This window comes from Epilithonimonas hispanica (assembly GCF_003385395.1).
Taxonomy (GTDB): Bacteria; Bacteroidota; Bacteroidia; order Flavobacteriales; family Weeksellaceae; genus Epilithonimonas; species Epilithonimonas hispanica.
This window is the reverse complement of the sequence record NZ_QNUG01000051.1, coordinates 1-17,333: the sequence shown is the minus strand read 5'-3', so window position 1 is coordinate 17,333 and position 17,333 is coordinate 1. Positions and strand designations below refer to the sequence as shown.

Sequence of the window (17,333 nt, the reverse complement as noted above, 5' to 3'; positions counted from 1 at the left end):
CATCTGCCAAACCTCCTGTTTACTAAGCACTACAGGCAGTTTTTTCTCTCTTTTAATTTCCGGAAGACTCAAATAATCATAGCTCAAACCTTCCGATTTCAACAGAAAACGAAGTCCGTAAACCGTGTGTTTAAAATACGATTGCGAAGGCGATTTAGATTTTTTCTGAAGGTAAAAGAGGTAATCATGAATTTGATCTGAATCCAATTCTGTAGGAATTTTCCCGAAATGTAGCGACACCGCAGCCACGTGTCTGGAGTAATTTTGAAACGTACTTTGGCTTCTTCCCAACACCGAAACCGTACGTTCAAACCTTTGCAAAAGCTCCGCAAATCCCGGAACTTCGCGCTTTGCCTGATTGATGATTTTGTTTTCTCTGAGCTCTTCTAAACTCTTTTTTTTGTTGCCATTCTATTGATTTTTTAATTAGTTTTACAAAGTAACTAAATATGGCGCTGAGAAAGCTACCGAAGGTTTAGTTCAACTAACCTTACTTGATTTTTAAATAGTTGGAAGGGAAACATTGTGAAAAATGACATCTCCATAGTCTGTAAGTCTTCATCTCTAATTTTATGCCTATAATCATTTATTCCCTTGTTTGCATTGAAAGGATGCAGTGTTAATAGTTTAATGAAACTAAGAACCTTTTCTTCACCTATAATTTCTTTTGCAACATTCACAAAATCGGAATCAATATATCCTTTGAAAGAAACATTGTCTTTCTCTAAGACGTCCATATTTAAATACAACCAGAAAAGTTGAAGTACATATAAAAAGTCATATACCGATAGCCCGGTTTTTTGTACAAAGGAATTTTGAATATCATATTTCCCTTTAATACAATAAAACAGCGCATACTGAGTGTAAAATATATCCTTGTAAACTTGCTTCTGGAGATAAAATTGCTGATTATATAAAATTTGAAAACCTTTATCAACATCCCCAGTTCTTATGAATTGACTTATATGATCTTGATTGAAATTTGAAATAGCGTTGTAAATATTTCCAAATTTCTTAATAGTCAAGATTTTTGATGGTCTTTTTTTTCCGCCATATATGATTGTCCACTTCATTAGAATGAAAACATACCAAACTGGAAATATTTCTTTCTTTTGATTCTCAAGCAAATTATATGAGTATTCTAAGAGTTCATCAATACTATGTTCGGAAATCCTATTTCTTATATAATTGAAATCGTTTTTCATTTGTATTTTTAATTTCTTTCATTTACAACATTATTCGGGGAATTCCTGATTTGTAAATTTTCCTTCTGTTAAATCAGTAAACCAACCTAAAGTTTTTATATCGTTTTTTACTAATTCCTCATATTCTTTTGTGTAGGGCTTTATATTTTCAATTAAGCCAAACTTTAAAAAGTGGTCTTTATTTGTTGATATTAGAATAATGGTTGGGTATTTATAGTGAGTATAAACATTAAATGATTCAACGGCCAGATTATTAAATGTAGTAAACATCTCATCAGTCATTTCTTCTGTATAACTCGTGAATAAAATTCCTATTTCTCCGAAGTCTACCAGCCTTCTTCCGAAACGTAATCCTTTATTATTAGCATTGTTAGTGTGAAAATCAAAATAACTCTCCCCTAGTGAGCGTCTTGTCAACCTATCAAATGATAATAAATGCTTTGCTAACGCTTCTCTATATGGAGTAATATTTATTAATAATTCATTTTCGACAAATCCATCGACGAAATAACTTATTTTGTCAGCTTCTTTTTTGTTTTCAAATCTTTTTTTTGAAATAAATTCATTCCATTTATTGTCTATGACTAAATAGAATCCATTTACTGTTTCATCATTTAAAATATCAGGAAACTCTCTCTTATTCTCAAAAAAGTGAGCTAATAAATCTTTCTCAGTGCCTGATAGTAGGACTGTTTTTGTATTATTGTCAAAGCTATTTTCTGTTATTGAAAAGAATTCTTTCTGCGTTTCAACTGAAAAGTCATCTTCTTCAGCAGGAAGAATAATGGTAAATTTATCTTTAAAAAGCTTTTCCCTTTTTTCAATATAATCAATAAAGTCCGGGACTGTATCTAATTCTCTAGTAATTGTTTCAAAAGAGTCTCTATCAAACAATGTTATAAAATCACCATTATTGGTTGTTGAGCTGAATGGATAAAATTTGACATTCTCACCTAAGTTTACTATGATCCTAAAAGTTTTTTTAATAGAATCTTTAGGGAAAATTTCTTCAAATTGTTTATCAGGATGTTTTATTCGAACTTCATCCCTTGAAAATAAAGTTTTGTAAGCCCCATTGATTTGCTTCGTAGCTTTGGAAATAGTATTGTTGAAATAACGATTATGATTACCCTTAAATTCATAATTCTTTACTGAAAAAATTATGGCTATATCCTTAAAAATAATTAGTAAATCACAGATTTCTTTTTTATTACCATTTTCCAACTTTGGACTTGGATAACACCAATACTTAAAAAATGTTGAGAAAGCTAACTGATTAACAAATTCTTCTCCTTCGGTTCCTCTAATTTGACTATCCATTATAAATAAATTTTATCCGTTCTCTTGGTTAATAATTTCAAATCTATTAAATATTTTATCTGTATCAACATAATATATTTCCTCATACGGAGTACCACTGTATGAAAATTTACAATAGAAGTGGGGATGAAGACCATATTCATTACCATCAATATCGTAATCGATAATCTCTGAATAATTGATTTTTCCGATTTTAGAAACAATAAAGTTATTTGCATTTGCTTTCTCTTCAGGTTTGAGAAATCTCCATTTATTATTTGGTAATGAAATAATTTCGTGTGTACTAAGAATAAATTCTAAACCTTTATCATAAGTTTGGTACAATCCTGCGTTGTACCAATCATATTCACCAAACTCATTAGGTTCATTTCTATACGGGTAACTTTTATCGTTAAACTTTCGAATCAGCATTTTTGATTTTCTCTTTCGATTTTTAAGAGGGTAGTTGAGCCAATCTGAAAAATCTCTTCTTATACGGTTTTTCAAAGCCTGATTTCTTAAAAAGCTTTCCTCTTCATTTGCGGTTGTCCATCTAAATTGAGGGTAATATTTTTTCAATAAGCTTTCATTGTTTAAAACTAGATCCTGTATGGTATTCCATCCCCAAAATGTAATATCGAACTTACAATCATACATTTCCTTAATGTCCTCACAATACTCATCAAAATCTGGATGATTTTCAAAAGTAGTAACTATATACAATCTATTAAATTTGATTCTTAAATCATTGATCATTATCTTTTTTACATCCTCCTCAATATCGTTAAGCAATTCTTTTTTAAGTAATGACTGTTTTCTTGAAAGATCTTTCTTCTTACATTGGATAACAGTATCTAATTCGACAGAAAAAATATCAATTCCTTTCTGCTTGTGGCCTTGCTTCCCAAACTTCTTGAAACTTTCTGTTGCATTTTGTAAATTAAATAGGTCACAAATTAAATCTTCAAAATCTGTCGAATTTTCGATAGGAGGAAGCTGGAATTTCATAGGTATATTTGATTAAATAGTTTTTATTGAAGATTACAAAAATAGTCTTTCGAAATTTTTTATAATATATCATTATATTCTAAAATGACTTAATTGATATTACGTAAATATACTTAATAACTTATTCCCAATAATTACTAAATTTATATGAATAAATGAAGTTACTAAAAATTATATGGGTAAAATTAGAGTAGGCAGAAATGACCCTTGCCCTTGTGGTAGCGGAAAGAAGTATAAAAAGTGTCATCTTGGACACAAATTTTCGGCTTCCGAGATCCAGACGAGTCTTACAAAAACTGACTTTCGTCAAATGATAAAGCCGTATCGTGGAGTTCCCATATTAAAATTTCTCGCTTACCTTCAGACTATACCTAAGAATCACGGGCATAATTTTGATGTAGAAATTATGGCTAGAGAGGTGCTTGATTTGATGCCTGAAAATGATGATAGACCCTTTATGTCTTGGCAAAAATTAATCAAAGCAGTAAGTGATCACGGTAACTCAAATTCTGAAGAACCTTATAATTTATTTACTGAAAATATATTGTTTAGCACAGGAAATCAAATTGTTTTTCCTGGTGTGTATAGAAATGCTTCCTCGATATTGAATGAGCATCTAACCGTAATTTTGACAGGTGAAAATTCATTGCCTGAAGATTTTAAGAAAATTGTCTACAGTGGAGCAGGGATATTACTTTATTTAAGCAATCAAATTGCTGTTGATCTTGATTATAAACGAAACGAAGAAGTTGCTTTTTCTGAAGTCATTTATCTACCTGCATATGAAGATTTTATTCAGTATCCTTCGCTATGTACTTTTGACAGTGCTTATCTTGAGAAAATTGCTAATCATTTTAACTTCGATATTTCTATTATTAAGCAATTTGTTATTGATCTTGATGATCCTCAGTTAAAAGATGATGATCCTGAGAATAATGTCGTTTCTACTAAGCCACTTTTAAAGGAGGGTTCTGACTATATCTTTTATATGCCTACTACAGTAGTTAGCAGTTTGATATCTTTTATACATAGACAGGCGAAAGCTTTTGGATGCTATGATGTTTTAATTAATCAGATGGTCAATCATCAAAGTTTGGAAGCTCATCTTGCTCTTGATTACATGGGTTGGAAAATGACAGATATTGAGCTTTCTGAAAACTCTACATCACTACCAACCATAGAAACTGTATTTCAGTTCGATAATCAGAAGTTTGGATATTTGTGTGTAGTGGATCTGGTGCAGGCTCGCGAAAAAATTAAGAATGGTCAGATTGGTGATTTACTCAATAGAAGGAATTCCGCTGTGGTCAAACATCTTAAATCTATTGGTGAAAAAGAAGTTTTTGAAACTTTATCCTTAGTAGTTTTATCAGAGACTGGAAATGATTGCCTGTTTTCTATTCCTAAGCTTAATGATGGTGATCAACATCTAATTTTGACCTTTAATGAATTAAAAACAATTGCTTACGACAATAACTCTGATATTCTTACTTTGTGGAAATTTGCTTCTGTGCATAAGCAGACGGGGAATCGCTTCAAGATTATTAATTTTGCTGGTTTGCTGAATCTCTATGGCTTTTATAGAGGCAATAGTGGTTCCCTACTTAATTCCGATGTAGGGTATTCCAAAGGAACCATGCTGACATATTTACATGGAAGTGATCTAAAAGTTATAAAGGAGGTTAGATCTGATTTAGACGAACATTTGACGCAGATGGTTACTTACGAAAAACAGTTTGGTTTTGTACCAGTTATTAGAAATAGGAAATATGCACCAATTTACTCATTCAAGTACAAGTCTTTTCCTGATTACAAGCAAGTTTTGGAGTGCTATAAAATGCCAATTTGGATTACTAATTACCAAAAAAACAGTGGACTATTAGTGTCAGAATTTGCTGAAGCAATTATGTTTTGGTTATTCAGACTTCATCCGTATCTGGGAGATGAAATAAACAAACAGGATTTTGTTCAGTTTGAAATAGAATTGATCATTGATGAAAAATTTATTAATGGTGTAGAGTTTGAAATCAAGGATATTGAACCCGAAAGTGTTGAGTTCAATATAACAATAACTCCTCCAAAAATTCAGGTGTTTATACCCACGAATTTTCTTTATTTAATTGCCCGAAATGATAATTTAGGTGAAAAAATGTTGGTCATAGCCGTTCTAAAGGGGATAGTTCAGTATGTTACCGCAGCTGGTAAGCAGATTTTATTAACATACAAGGATATCAATATGATGGTCGATAATGAGTTGAAACCTGACAATGCAAAGATGATTCTATTTACAGACGTAGCTGCAAATGTTGAACTTGATGAAAGAAATCTTCCACCCGAACACTATATTTCAGATGTTGATACTTCCTTTGTACTTGATAATTTGGTCAATTATCTGCCAGCCAACTATGTTATTCCTGAAAAGATTCACGATATAAAACAAAAGATCAAGCTATGTGATGATATTGTAAAGGGTTTGATTGATGAATTGACAAATATAATTTCAGGATTTAATGTAACTGATTTGCTAACTTGGCTCATCAAATGGAATGAACGCTGTGTCTATACAAGAGAAATTCGTCAGATAAGAACACCAGCCAAAATATCCTGTTTTATTGAATTTGAGGAGGAATTAAGAGAAATACTTGAAGCAGATTCTAAACTTGTACCTACAGCCCATTCTATTCGTACATTGATAGAATTTACTTCTGCGATTTCTCCAAAAGGTAATTTGCTGCCTAATTACGCAGATCTAGGTATATTGATTGCATTGACAAATCAGCTTACTACCTGGGGCGCAATAAGTGAAGGAATGAGAATGGGAATATCAGATCCTGAAATGGGACTTCTTAGTTCTGGAAGGATTGGGACAGATAAAAATTTTTACAATGAAGTGATTTCGCCATTTGCTTATTCACGTAGCAAGGGACTCATATCCAACTATATTGATAATTTTGACGAGAAGTACGTTCATAAATATAAGACTGATAATGAACAGGATGATGAAACAAGAGAACTGGATGCTGCTTTTGAAAATGAATTCGGAATAACTCTAACCGAGATCGCAGAAATTAGTGGGGCTTTAATTGATTATGGATTTAGTAGGGTCGAAGCTTGTTCAATAATTTCTAAAGAAGAAATTTTCAATATTCTTCTAGCCAAGCTGCCTAACAGATGCAAACAAAGAATAGAAAAGGGGCTTGAAATGATGACTCTTTTGCAAAGAAAAGGAATTGGTGTACCTCCTGCAGGTTACACTGCGCAAGATATTTTTCCATGGAGATATGGGCGTAATATCTCATACCTGAGAAGACCATTGGCCTATATAGAAAATGGTGATCGTGGTGGCTCTTTCTTGTTTGGTTACCGCCATATTAAAGCATTTTATGATAATTTAATTTTCCTAATTTTCACTGGTAAAATTCCTGAGAGCGCATCTGAAAAAATGAGTGCATTTATAGGAAAGATACTAGGTGAGAAAGGCACTCCGTATAGAAATGAGGTGGCAGAGTGGTTAAAAAACAATACGACTTTTGAGGTTATTCCATATGAAGTTAAAATTAAAGCAGGCGGTCATATTATTGCCGATAAGGACTATGGAGATGTTGATGTTATGGCGATCGATCATAGCCATAAGATTATTTACTCCCTCGAATGTAAAAATATTGTCGGCGCAAGAAATATTCACGAGATGAAGGTTGAACTAGATCTTTACTTAGGACGTGAAGGCAAGAAAGAAAAAGCAAAGATCATCAAACATGTCAATAGAGATATATTTTTAAAGGCTCATCCGGAGTTACTCCAGGCATTTCTTAAACTTAAAGAAGATTACGAGATAAAATCTATTATCTTGGCATCTGAAGAAATGCCGCTAGCTTATCTCGCAAAAGAAACATTACCTCTTCCAGTGTTTTCGTTTAATAAATTTAAAGATATTATTAAAAGTAATTTGTAATATAACCTGAGTTCGGGATAAGAGTTGAAAATAAATTTGCAATAAAAAGCAATAATTCGTACATTTAAGTATCTAACATTCAAATGTTTAAACGAACTATTGCTTATGATTTTGAAAGACCAAATTACAAATATTTTTGTACAAGTTGATGATTTTTGTAAAGAATTTGATTCCCAAATCAAACAAATGAAGTTTCAGGCGCTGGGAGATCAAAAGAAGAGAAGAAACAGAAGATCTATGATGTCTGATTCCGAAATCATTACCATCATGATCGGTTTTCATCTGGGTGCACACAAAACATTTAAGCATTACTACCGGGAAATAGTGTGTGGCTACTGGAAAGATTTGTTTCCAAAAGCCTTTTCCTACAATAGATTTATAGAACTTCAGCAAAGAAGTTTTGTAGTTTTTGCATTGTTTCTGAAAGAAAAATGTTTGGGTAAATGCACGGGAATTAGCTTTATGGACAGCACAACTTTGAAGGTTTGCAGAAACCAAAGAATCCACAGTCATAAAGTTTTCAAAGGTTTGGCAGAACGCGGAAAATCTTCAACGGGATGGTTTTATGGGTTTAAACTGCATTTGGTTTGTAATGAAAAAGGAGAACTTCTATCTTTTTATTTAACGAAAGGGAATGTTGATGACCGAAATCCGAAACATATTAAAAAAATGACAGAGCAGCTTTTTGGAAAACTCTTTGCCGACAAAGGATATCTTTCCAAGGCTCTTTGGGAGATGCTTTTTGCTGATGGGATCCAGCTTTTCACAAAGCTTCGTAAGAATATGAAAAATCATATCATGAAAATGGAAGACAAGATTTTGCTCCGAAAAAGAGCCATCATTGAGACGATAAATGATGAATTAAAGAATCACTGCCAAGTGGAACACACCAGACATCGAAGCGTGAATAATTTTATGATGAATATTTTAGGAAGTCTTTCGGCATATTGCTTTTTCCCAAAAAAACCATCATTAAACTTGAAAAAAGTAAATGATGGTCAATTATTTTTAAGCTTCGCTTAACCCGAACTCAGGTTAATATATCAAATTTTTCCAACAAAAGTAAGGGGTAAAGAAAGCACTCATTTTATGCAGGTAAATCGTATTTTTGAAGAAGAGCAAGAAAGTAAACGTTAATCAGACTATATTATATTTCTTATCAAATACCTTTCAGAATAACTACAGCCTAAGTTTGGAAATGGTTTTTCGGAAAGACAAATCAACTTTTATTGTCAGTTTTACAGAATTTAGAAAATCTGCATACACCGTATGCATAATTGAGTTGGAATAAATATTAACTTGAATTGTACGTCAATTTTAACAATAAATTCTTTATATTTGTAATACAATAATATTATTTATAAGCATTTTATAACGATAAATACTACTATTATGTTATTTATTTCCATTTCGAAGGTTCAAAAAAAATTAGTTGATAATATCCGGAAAAGACGATTGCAAATGAATCTGACACAGGAAGGTTTGGCCGAAAGATCGGGTGTTCCTTTACCAACTCTCAGAAAATTTGAACAAAAAGGCTTGATCTCATTAGATTCATTTTTAAAATTGCTTTCTGTTGTTGGTGGTTTAGAAGAAATGGTTGATGCTTTAAAACCGAAAGAAAACAATTTTAAATCTATTGATGATGTATTAAAATCAGAGGAAAAGTCTATTAAAAAACGAGGAAATAGAAAATGAAAATAGCCATCAAAGAAATAAAAGTAGGATTGAATTTTGGTTTTAGAATTCAAGCCGTTGGACGTTTGGCAATTCGTAATGGCATCATCTATTTTCAATACGATGAAGAATTTCTGCAAACCAATTTAGAAATTTCACCTATAAAACTTCCTTTGCAACGAGACGTAATAGAGCTTCCAAGAGATCCTTTCGAAGGTTTGGCTGGTGTTTTCAATGATAGTTTGCCCGACGGTTGGGGAAGATTGCTCTTTGATCGTATGCTTCGCTCGGAAGGAATTTCTTCATCTGATATTTCACCACTTGACCGTTTAGCGTACGTTGGATTGCACGGTATGGGCGCATTGATTTATGAGCCGGATCAAAGTCCAGATAGTAGTAATGAGATGATTGATTTGGACGTGTTGGCTACTCAAACAGAAGACGTTTTGCAAGGTGATTCAGAAGAAGTGATCGCAGAACTTTTGGCTTTGAACGGATCCTCTGCTGGAGCACGACCAAAAGCATTGATCGGCGTTGATGCAGAGAGAAAAAATATATCCTACGGAGCGAATTTGTTAAGCGATAATTTTGAACCTTGGATGGTGAAATTTCCAAACTCATTAGATGGAAAAGATGCTGGATCAATAGAATACATTTACGCTTTAATGGCTGTAGATGCAGGAATTAAAATGCCTGAAGTCCATTTGTTTCCGTCACAAAAAGGTAATGGCTATTTTGCTGTAAAGCGTTTTGATAGAGAAGGAAATAAGCGTCTCCATATGCATACGGTGAGTGGACTCGTTCATAGTAATTTTAGGTTTCCGTCTCTTGATTATGAAGATTTATTATCATTGACGAGTGTTTTAACCAAAGACATTCGAGAAGTAGAAAAAATGTTTCGGTTAGCAGTTTTCAATGTTATGGCGCACAATAGAGACGACCATGCTAAGAATTTTTCGTTTCTGATGAATGAATTTGGAGAATGGAAATTATCACCCGCTTACGACCTTACTTTCTCATCTGGACCAGGTGGAGAACAAAGCACTATGGTAATGGGAGAAGGACGAAATATTACCGTCAAACATCTTACTAAATTAGGAAAGGAAGCTAAACTATCAAAAGAATTCATAGAGAATGTTATTGAGCAAACAACTTCTGCACTTCGTAAATGGTCAAATTTATCAGAAGATTTTGGAGTTAGTAAATCCAACAAAGAATTGATAAGTAGATTAATTAAAACATTTTAATAGAAAATTTGAGCTATACTTGTTAGAATTTTAAATTATTTTCGTTCTAAAAATAGATGAAAATTGAGGTGTACAGGCGAAATGTATCAATTATCACTGTCGCATTCGGGAAGTGTTAATTGTCTAATTTACAATAATTTATAAGGTTGGAGGTGTACAAAAGTGGTACAAATGAATTTTTAAATTTAAGATAAAATATTGTAAAATATTGGTTTACAAGTGTTTAACGTGACGAGATTCGTGCGGAAAAGTAGAAAAAAAAGATGTTGCAGCATCTTAATCGTGTACCACTTTTGTACACCTCAATCTATGTAAACCACCATTAATAAACACTTCTATAGATACTGTATCGGGCGGCGCACAAGATTTCAGCGAAAATAAAAACTCTATCCCCTATTTTTAGAAGAAATTGTTTAGTTGAACAAATCCTTGGGAAATTATCTTGATTATATAGAAGTTCGAGTAAAAGATAAAACAAGTAAGTGATTATTACCCTTAAGAATAATGATTTAAGAGGACTAATATAAATTTTTGTAAATCCTTTAATACTTGATTTTTGGAATGTAAAATTATATAATATGGCTTTCTTTTCATAATTTTATAATCTCTCAATTAAAAATGCTATATCTAAAAAATGCTTGTAAATAAATCTATAATAAGCGATATAAAAAATATTATTGCTCATTCAAAAGACAATGCTATCCGTGCTGTTGATCATCAACGAACTTTGATGTATTGGCATATAGGCAAACGTATTTTTGAAGAAGAACAGCAAGGTAAAGAACGTGCAGATTATGGTAAGTTTCTCACTAAATATATTTCTGAAGAGTTAGAGCCAGAATATGGCAGCGGTTTCTCCAAAAGACAAATAGAACTTTTTCGTCAGTTTTATCGGACTTTCCCAAATACGAATACACTGTATTCGCAATTGAGCTGGAGCCAATATAAAATCATTATAAGACTTGAAAGTCAAGATAAAATTGACTTCTATATTGCTGAAACGGTAAAAAATAATTGGACTGTTCGCCAATTGGAGCGACAAGTTTACAGCAGTCTTTACGAACGACTTTTGTTGAGTAACGATAAAGAAAGTGTTTTGGCAGTGGCGAAGAATGAGAAGCAACCTTCTGACGCAAAAGAAATCATAAAAGACCCCATGTTTTTGGAGTTTCTTGGCTTGAAAAGAGAAGCATCTTACTACGAGAGAGATTTGGAAAGTTCCATTATTACGCATTTACAAGATTTTTTGTTAGAATTAGGTAACGGCTTTTCATTTGTAGCAAGACAGAAAAGAATACATATTGAAGGTGACGAATTCTTTGTAGATTTAGTTTTCTACAACCGTATTTTACAATGCTTTGTAATCATCGAAATCAAAACAACCAAACTTACCCATCAGGATATTGGACAATTGCAGATGTATGTTAATTATTATGACCGAATAGAAAAACTGGTACATGAAAATCCAACTATTGGAATTTTGCTTTGTGCCAATAAAAACGATGCAGTTGTAAAATTCACTTTGCCCGAAAATCAAAAACAAATTTTTGCAAGCCAGTATGAATTGTATCTACCAACGGAAAAACAATTACTAGATGAAGTAAATAAAGAGTTGGAAAGTTTTGACGAAAATTAAGAGAGAATTTAGTATACAAAATAATGAATACTGCAACTCAAATAGAAAATGCTTTACAAGCAATTAATTAGGCGAATTTTCAGACCTTAATAAATCATTTGTTGCACTTAGAAGGGAACAAATTTATCGGTTCGCCCAATGCAAAGAAAAAAAAGTAAAGGAACATCTGATTTCTTTTTTATTAATGATGATAATTACATTTTTGTTGAATGTACAACGAAAGAAAGAATCGGAGGGTCAAAATCATTTTTTTAGAAACTTTCAAAAGTGTACATCATTTAAACTTTTATGAATAATAATCCTAACGTGCAAATAAACATTTTCCGTTCCTTATTTCAAGGAAGAGAGGACGTGTTCGCCGTTCGCTGGGAAAAATCACGAAAGTCAGGTTATATGCCTGCTTATCAATACGACCCATATCATTTTCGAGCACATAAAATTAATGGTGGTACTTTCTCAAATTATCCGCACAAAAATTTTTCACCACTTACCGATAATGAAATTCAAAAACACTTAAATGGCATTCAGCAAATTGGTGTCTATCCATTATTGAAGGATAATACTTCTTGGTTTTTAGTCGCTGATTTTGATAAACAGAACTGGAATGAGGAAGCAGTCAGTTTCTTAAAAGCCTGCAAAGAGAAAAATATTCCTGCTTATTTGGAGCGTTCTCGTTCTGGAAATGGCGGACACGTTTGGATATTTTTTGACAAACCTTATCCGTCCGTTAGAAGCAGAAAGACTTTTATTTCGATTTTGGAACAAGTGGGTGTATTTTCAATGCTTGATAAAAGTTCAAGTTTTGACCGATTATTTCCCAATCAGGATTTTCTTTCAGGGAAAGGTTTGGGTAATTTGATTGCATTACCACTTTTCAAACCTGCGATGGAAAACGGAAATAGTTGTTTCATTAATCCGGAAACTTTTGAACCTTATTCAAATCAATGGCAATTTTTGAATGAAATTGAAAGAGTTTGCATTGATGTTTTGGATAATTTATTTCAGGAAATTTCAACAACACAAAATTCACCAATTTTTAAAAGCGATAACGGAAAACTATCAATCACACTCCAAAAAAATATCCGTATTCAAAGAGATGGCTTGACAACTCCATTAATTAATTTTCTCAAAGAAGAGTTGAATTTTGCCAATTCAGAATTCTTTATCAAGAAAAAATCAGGTAAAAACACTTTTGGAACGGAACGTTATTTTAAGCTCGTCGAGGAAACAGAAAATGAAATCATCATTCCACGCGGCTTTATCGGGAAGTTGCTTCGGTTTTGTAAAGAACAAAATTTGGATTTTGATTTTCAAGATCAGAGAAGACTGAAAGAAGAAATTGATTTCGCATTCAATGCAACTTTGAGAAATCATCAAGATAAAGTTTTAGAAACCGTTTCAAAAAAGGATTTTGGAGTTATAGTTGCTCCACCCGGTTCGGGCAAAACAATTATGGGTTTGAAAATTATTGCGGATAGAAAACAACCAGCTTTAATAATTGTACATCGCAAACAATTGTTGGAACAATGGCAGGAACGAGTTCAGGCATTTCTCGGGATTCCTAAACACGAAATCGGCATTATCGGTCAAGGAAAATCCAAGATCGGAAATCAAGTCACCATTGCTACGGTTCAGAGTTTACCAAAACAAATAGATCAAATCCAACATCTATTCGGAACTATTTTAGTAGATGAATGTCATCATATTCCTGCGGAAACTTTCCGTAATACGATTAAAAAACTTGAAACTTTTTATTTATATGGTTTGACGGCAACACCATTCAGAAAATATAATGACGACAAATTTATTTTTGCTTATTTGGGTGATGTGATTTCAGAAGTTACAAGCAACGAGATTGAAAACTTCAAACACGCTCAAATCATTGTTCGAACTACCGATTTGGATGTGCCATTTAATTCAAAAATAGACAATTTTGAAACCCTTTCAAAAATTTTGATTCACGATTCAGGACGGAACAAACTTATTCTGAATGATATAAGAACAGAACTTTCCAGAGAAAAACGAGTCATCATTATCACTGAAAGGAAAGAGCATATTGATACGCTTTATCTTTTCCTGAAGCAATCTTATGAAATTATTACGTTAAGCGGGGATGATTCCGAAAGTAACAGGAAATCCAAATGGCAAACCTTACAGCAAGGCAATTTTCAGGTGTTAATTACTACAGGACAATATTTTGGGGAAGGTTCGGATTTGTCCAATATCAGTTCTCTATTTTTGGTATATCCGTTTTCATTCAAAGGGAAATTAATTCAATATATAGGTCGAGTGCAACGTTCGGAAGTCAATCCTACTATTTATGATTATCGGGACGTCAAAATTGATTATCTGAACAAACTGTTTTTAAAACGGAACAGTTATTATCGTCAAATAGCTAAACAAGCAAGCTTATTTGACGAACCAACCGAGTTTATTCCTGAAAGACAAAGTGTAAACATTACTAAACAAATCAAAATTGCAATAGAAGATTTGGATTTCAGATACGGTAATATTTGTTTTGAATACAATGATAAAGAAAGCAGCGAACGATTTAATTTTGAAATTGATAATGAAGAATTTAGACCGGAATTTGAAGTTCTTAAACCTTATTTTGTTAAGGTTTTAAAATCAAAATCTATTAATATTGAAATTTATGCAGAGGTAGAAAATGGAGTAATCTTGTCACAAATTGCAACTTCTGCCGATATTGAAAACATTAATAAAGAGTTTATTGAAAGCGTAAAGTTTCAATTTCTGAATAAAAACTTCATTGGTCAAATTCCTATATCAAAAAAAAATATTCTTACAACGAATGAGTTTCCTAATAATCAAAATATTTATACGAATCCCGAAAGTATTCTGGAGGATTTGTTAAAAGGAAAGCAATACAAACATTCACAACATATTCAGTTTTTAGCTGACAAACACGAACGAAGTGTAATGAAAGTTCGGTTTGTTTTACAGCCTTTCTCATTTGTCTTTTTGTTAGCAGGAACTAAAAGCTATCACATCGTTTTAGAAACTTTAGATACCGAAGAAGCAACCTATATTTGGCATTCAGAAAAAAGCAAATCCGCATTGATAGACACCATAAAACAAATTGATAAAGAACTCAATATTATAAAAGAAAAAGGAAGACAAGCTTATTTGGAAACTAATCCAAATAACTTTTCAAGGATAATACACGATTATTCGGACAGTAATAAGGGGTTTTCAACTTGGAAAGGGCTGTTGGAGGAACGGTTGAATTAGATGCAGTTTGTAATACTTTATAAATATATCAACTTTAAGTATAAAGTTGTTAGTTTCAACAACTACAATGGTTGAAAAGTGTTGCATAAAGAAGAGAATTTTAAAATGAATAAGTATTGATAGTTAAAATTATGCTGTGTTTATTAAAACATATCATAATGAGCCGATTAATGTTTTTAATCGGCTCATAAATTTTAGTATATTTGAGCCAAATAAGTTATTTAATCACCTCATGGAATATATTTGGCAATCTAAAGATTTCCCGAAATTCGTATTTAATAAGCAAAAAATCGTTCCGCTGATTCAACAGTTTGCGCACGATTTGGGAGAAATAAATGGAATTGTGATGGGCTTTTCTGAAGAAAATAAACAAGACTTATTTGCTGAAGTAATGCTTTCTGAAGCACTAAAAACATCAGAAATTGAAGGCGAATATTTTAGTCGAGAAGATGTGATGTCCTCACTGAAAGCCAATTTAGGCATCAAAGATTACCACCAAAACAACCGGAACAAAAAGGCAAATGCCATTGCACATTTGATGATAGAAGTTCAAAACAGCTATTACAAGCCAATTTCCGAAAAAATACTTTTGGAATGGCATCATATCTTAATGGAAAATGAAAGAGGAATTAATGCAGGACAATTTCGAAGGGGAATAGAGCCAATGCAAGTGGTGTCGGGTAAATTTGGTGATTTCATCATCCATTATGAAGCTCCACCTTCTGAGAATTTGCCAGCGATGATACAACAATTTTTGAAATGGTATAATGACTTTGAAGTGAACGACTTTGGAAAAATCGGAGAAGGTATTGTGCTTTCGGCGTTAGCGCATCTATATTTTGAGACCCTGCATCCCTTTGAAGATGGAAATGGGAGAATCGGACGTGCTTTAGCAGAAAAAGCCTTGTCCGAGAAACTTGGAACACCTGTTTTTATTAGCATTTCAAAGTCTATTGAAAAGGATAAGAGCCGTTACTATGAAGAATTAAAGCTGGCTCAGCGAAATCTTGAAGTAAGTAGCTGGATGCTTTATTTTTGTTCAATATTGCAAGATGCTTTACTGGATTCTAAAAATCAAGCACTTTTTACTTTAAAGAAAACTTTGTTTTTTGATCAATTTAAAAGTCAACTTAACGAACGAGAATTAAAAGCTATTCAGAAAATGACAGAAATGGGAGGAAATTCTTTTGTTGGAGGAATGAATGCAAAAAAGTATATTTCTATTAATAAAATTTCTAAAGCCACTGCAACAAGAGATTTACAACATCTTTCCGAAATTGGAGTTTTTCTCAAATCGGGTGGAGGTCGTTCAATTTCTTATAAATTGAACTTGTAAATAAATGTGATAAAGTGATTCTCCATCAAACTTCTATTAAGAAGCGGTATTATGATTTCCTTTTGAGAATTAAAAAGTCAATTACTTAAAAAGGTTTAATATTAAATTTGAGCAGTAACTTTTAGAATTGCAGATTATTTTCTTCCTTAAAATTGATAAAATTTGAGGTGTACAGGCGAAATGTATCAATTATCACTGTAGCATTCGGGAAATGTTAACTATTTGATTTTTATTAACTTATAAATTTGGAGGTGTACAAAAGTAGTACAAATGTGCATTTAAATTTTATCATAAAACATTGTAAAATACTGTTTTACAAGTACTTAACGTGACGAGATTCGTGCGGAAAAGTAGAAAAAAAAGATGTTGCAGCATCTTAATTGTGTACCACTTTTGTACACCTCGTATTGTATAAACCACCACTAATACACACTTCTATAGATACTGTATCGGGAAATAGACATCATTAAAACTAGTTATCAAAAAAAACTTATAAAATGTAATAAATCGTTATTACTACTAGTTGGATTTAGAAAAAATCAAAAAAAGCAGGCTGAAAAGCTAGTCATGGTCGGAAAAAAAATCCGGCCATTTTTTATGTTTTGGTTTTAAAAACTTTTGTAGGGTCTCCTCCTGCAAAAACGATTAAAATAGCCGTAATCATATCTCGAAGTTCCATTGTTATTCGTCTTTTTGCGGTTTTGTACCCCAGATTATTTGT

At 32.4% G+C, this 17,333-nt stretch carries 11 protein-coding genes; 7 read left to right on the top strand and 4 right to left on the bottom strand.

Annotated features, from left to right (window positions below; all coding sequences use genetic code 11):
• From DRF58_RS15985 to DRF58_RS15970, 4 genes are all read right to left on the bottom strand, one after another.
• Positions 1-321, bottom strand: a 321-nt coding sequence (locus DRF58_RS15985; RefSeq protein WP_245955530.1) for a phage integrase N-terminal SAM-like domain-containing protein, incomplete at its 3' end; no start/stop codon positions are given.
• Positions 322-464: 143 nt separating this feature from the next.
• Positions 465-1,205, bottom strand: coding sequence for a hypothetical protein (locus DRF58_RS15980; protein WP_116036854.1), 741 nt, complete (start codon positions 1,203-1,205; stop codon positions 465-467).
• Between the two features lie 30 nt (positions 1,206-1,235).
• On the bottom strand, positions 1,236-2,525 hold the full coding sequence (locus DRF58_RS15975) for a hypothetical protein (RefSeq protein ID WP_116036853.1): 1,290 nt from the start codon (positions 2,523-2,525) through the stop codon (positions 1,236-1,238).
• A gap of 12 nt (positions 2,526-2,537) precedes the next feature.
• A complete protein-coding gene (locus tag DRF58_RS15970) occupies positions 2,538-3,512 on the bottom strand; it encodes a hypothetical protein (RefSeq protein ID WP_116036851.1) in 975 nt (324 codons plus the stop codon).
• 175 nt (positions 3,513-3,687) lie between these two features.
• On the opposite strand from DRF58_RS15970, the gene DRF58_RS18625 reads away from it, so the two are divergent.
• The 7 genes from DRF58_RS18625 to DRF58_RS15935 all read left to right on the top strand — a co-directional run bounded on the left by DRF58_RS18625 (position 3,688) and on the right by DRF58_RS15935 (position 16,612).
• A complete protein-coding gene (locus DRF58_RS18625) occupies positions 3,688-7,464 on the top strand; it encodes a YecA family protein (RefSeq protein ID WP_116036849.1) in 3,777 nt (1,258 codons plus the stop codon).
• A gap of 105 nt (positions 7,465-7,569) precedes the next feature.
• Entirely contained in the window at positions 7,570-8,487 is a 918-nt protein-coding gene (locus DRF58_RS15960) for an IS982 family transposase (protein ID WP_379883771.1), read from the top strand.
• 369 nt (positions 8,488-8,856) lie between these two features.
• A complete protein-coding gene (locus tag DRF58_RS15955; RefSeq protein ID WP_116036848.1) occupies positions 8,857-9,162 on the top strand; it encodes a helix-turn-helix domain-containing protein in 306 nt (101 codons plus the stop codon).
• Positions 9,159-10,388 carry a type II toxin-antitoxin system HipA family toxin gene (locus DRF58_RS15950; RefSeq protein WP_116036846.1) on the top strand — a complete coding sequence of 410 codons (1,230 nt, stop codon included), beginning with the start codon at positions 9,159-9,161 and terminating at the stop codon, positions 10,386-10,388. The genes DRF58_RS15955 and DRF58_RS15950 overlap by 4 nt, the downstream gene beginning before the upstream one ends.
• A 634-nt stretch (positions 10,389-11,022) precedes the next feature.
• Complete coding sequence (locus DRF58_RS15945; RefSeq protein ID WP_116036845.1) at positions 11,023-12,024, top strand: PDDEXK nuclease domain-containing protein; 1,002 nt, start codon at positions 11,023-11,025, stop codon at positions 12,022-12,024.
• A 288-nt stretch (positions 12,025-12,312) separates the two neighbouring features.
• A complete protein-coding gene (locus tag DRF58_RS15940; RefSeq protein ID WP_245955526.1) occupies positions 12,313-15,276 on the top strand; it encodes a DEAD/DEAH box helicase in 2,964 nt (987 codons plus the stop codon).
• A gap of 232 nt (positions 15,277-15,508) precedes the next feature.
• Entirely contained in the window at positions 15,509-16,612 is a 1,104-nt protein-coding gene (locus DRF58_RS15935) for a Fic family protein (protein ID WP_116036843.1), read from the top strand.
• The last annotated feature ends 721 nt before the right edge of the window (positions 16,613-17,333 follow it).

Excerpts from the sequence above, each read along its gene's own strand:
- DRF58_RS15980 (WP_116036854.1), bottom strand. The coding sequence starts at position 1,205 with ATGAAAAACGATTTCAATTATATAAGAAATAGGATTTCCGAACATAGT.
- DRF58_RS15975 (WP_116036853.1), bottom strand. The coding sequence starts at position 2,525 with ATGGATAGTCAAATTAGAGGAACCGAAGGAGAAGAATTTGTTAATCAG.
- DRF58_RS15970 (WP_116036851.1), bottom strand. The coding sequence starts at position 3,512 with ATGAAATTCCAGCTTCCTCCTATCGAAAATTCGACAGATTTTGAAGAT.
- DRF58_RS18625 (WP_116036849.1), top strand. The coding sequence starts at position 3,688 with ATGGGTAAAATTAGAGTAGGCAGAAATGACCCTTGCCCTTGTGGTAGC.
- DRF58_RS15960 (WP_379883771.1), top strand. The coding sequence starts at position 7,570 with ATGATTTTGAAAGACCAAATTACAAATATTTTTGTACAAGTTGATGAT.
- DRF58_RS15955 (WP_116036848.1), top strand. The coding sequence starts at position 8,857 with ATGTTATTTATTTCCATTTCGAAGGTTCAAAAAAAATTAGTTGATAAT.
- DRF58_RS15950 (WP_116036846.1), top strand. The coding sequence starts at position 9,159 with ATGAAAATAGCCATCAAAGAAATAAAAGTAGGATTGAATTTTGGTTTT.
- DRF58_RS15945 (WP_116036845.1), top strand. The coding sequence starts at position 11,023 with ATGCTTGTAAATAAATCTATAATAAGCGATATAAAAAATATTATTGCT.
- DRF58_RS15940 (WP_245955526.1), top strand. The coding sequence starts at position 12,313 with ATGAATAATAATCCTAACGTGCAAATAAACATTTTCCGTTCCTTATTT.
- DRF58_RS15935 (WP_116036843.1), top strand. The coding sequence starts at position 15,509 with ATGGAATATATTTGGCAATCTAAAGATTTCCCGAAATTCGTATTTAAT.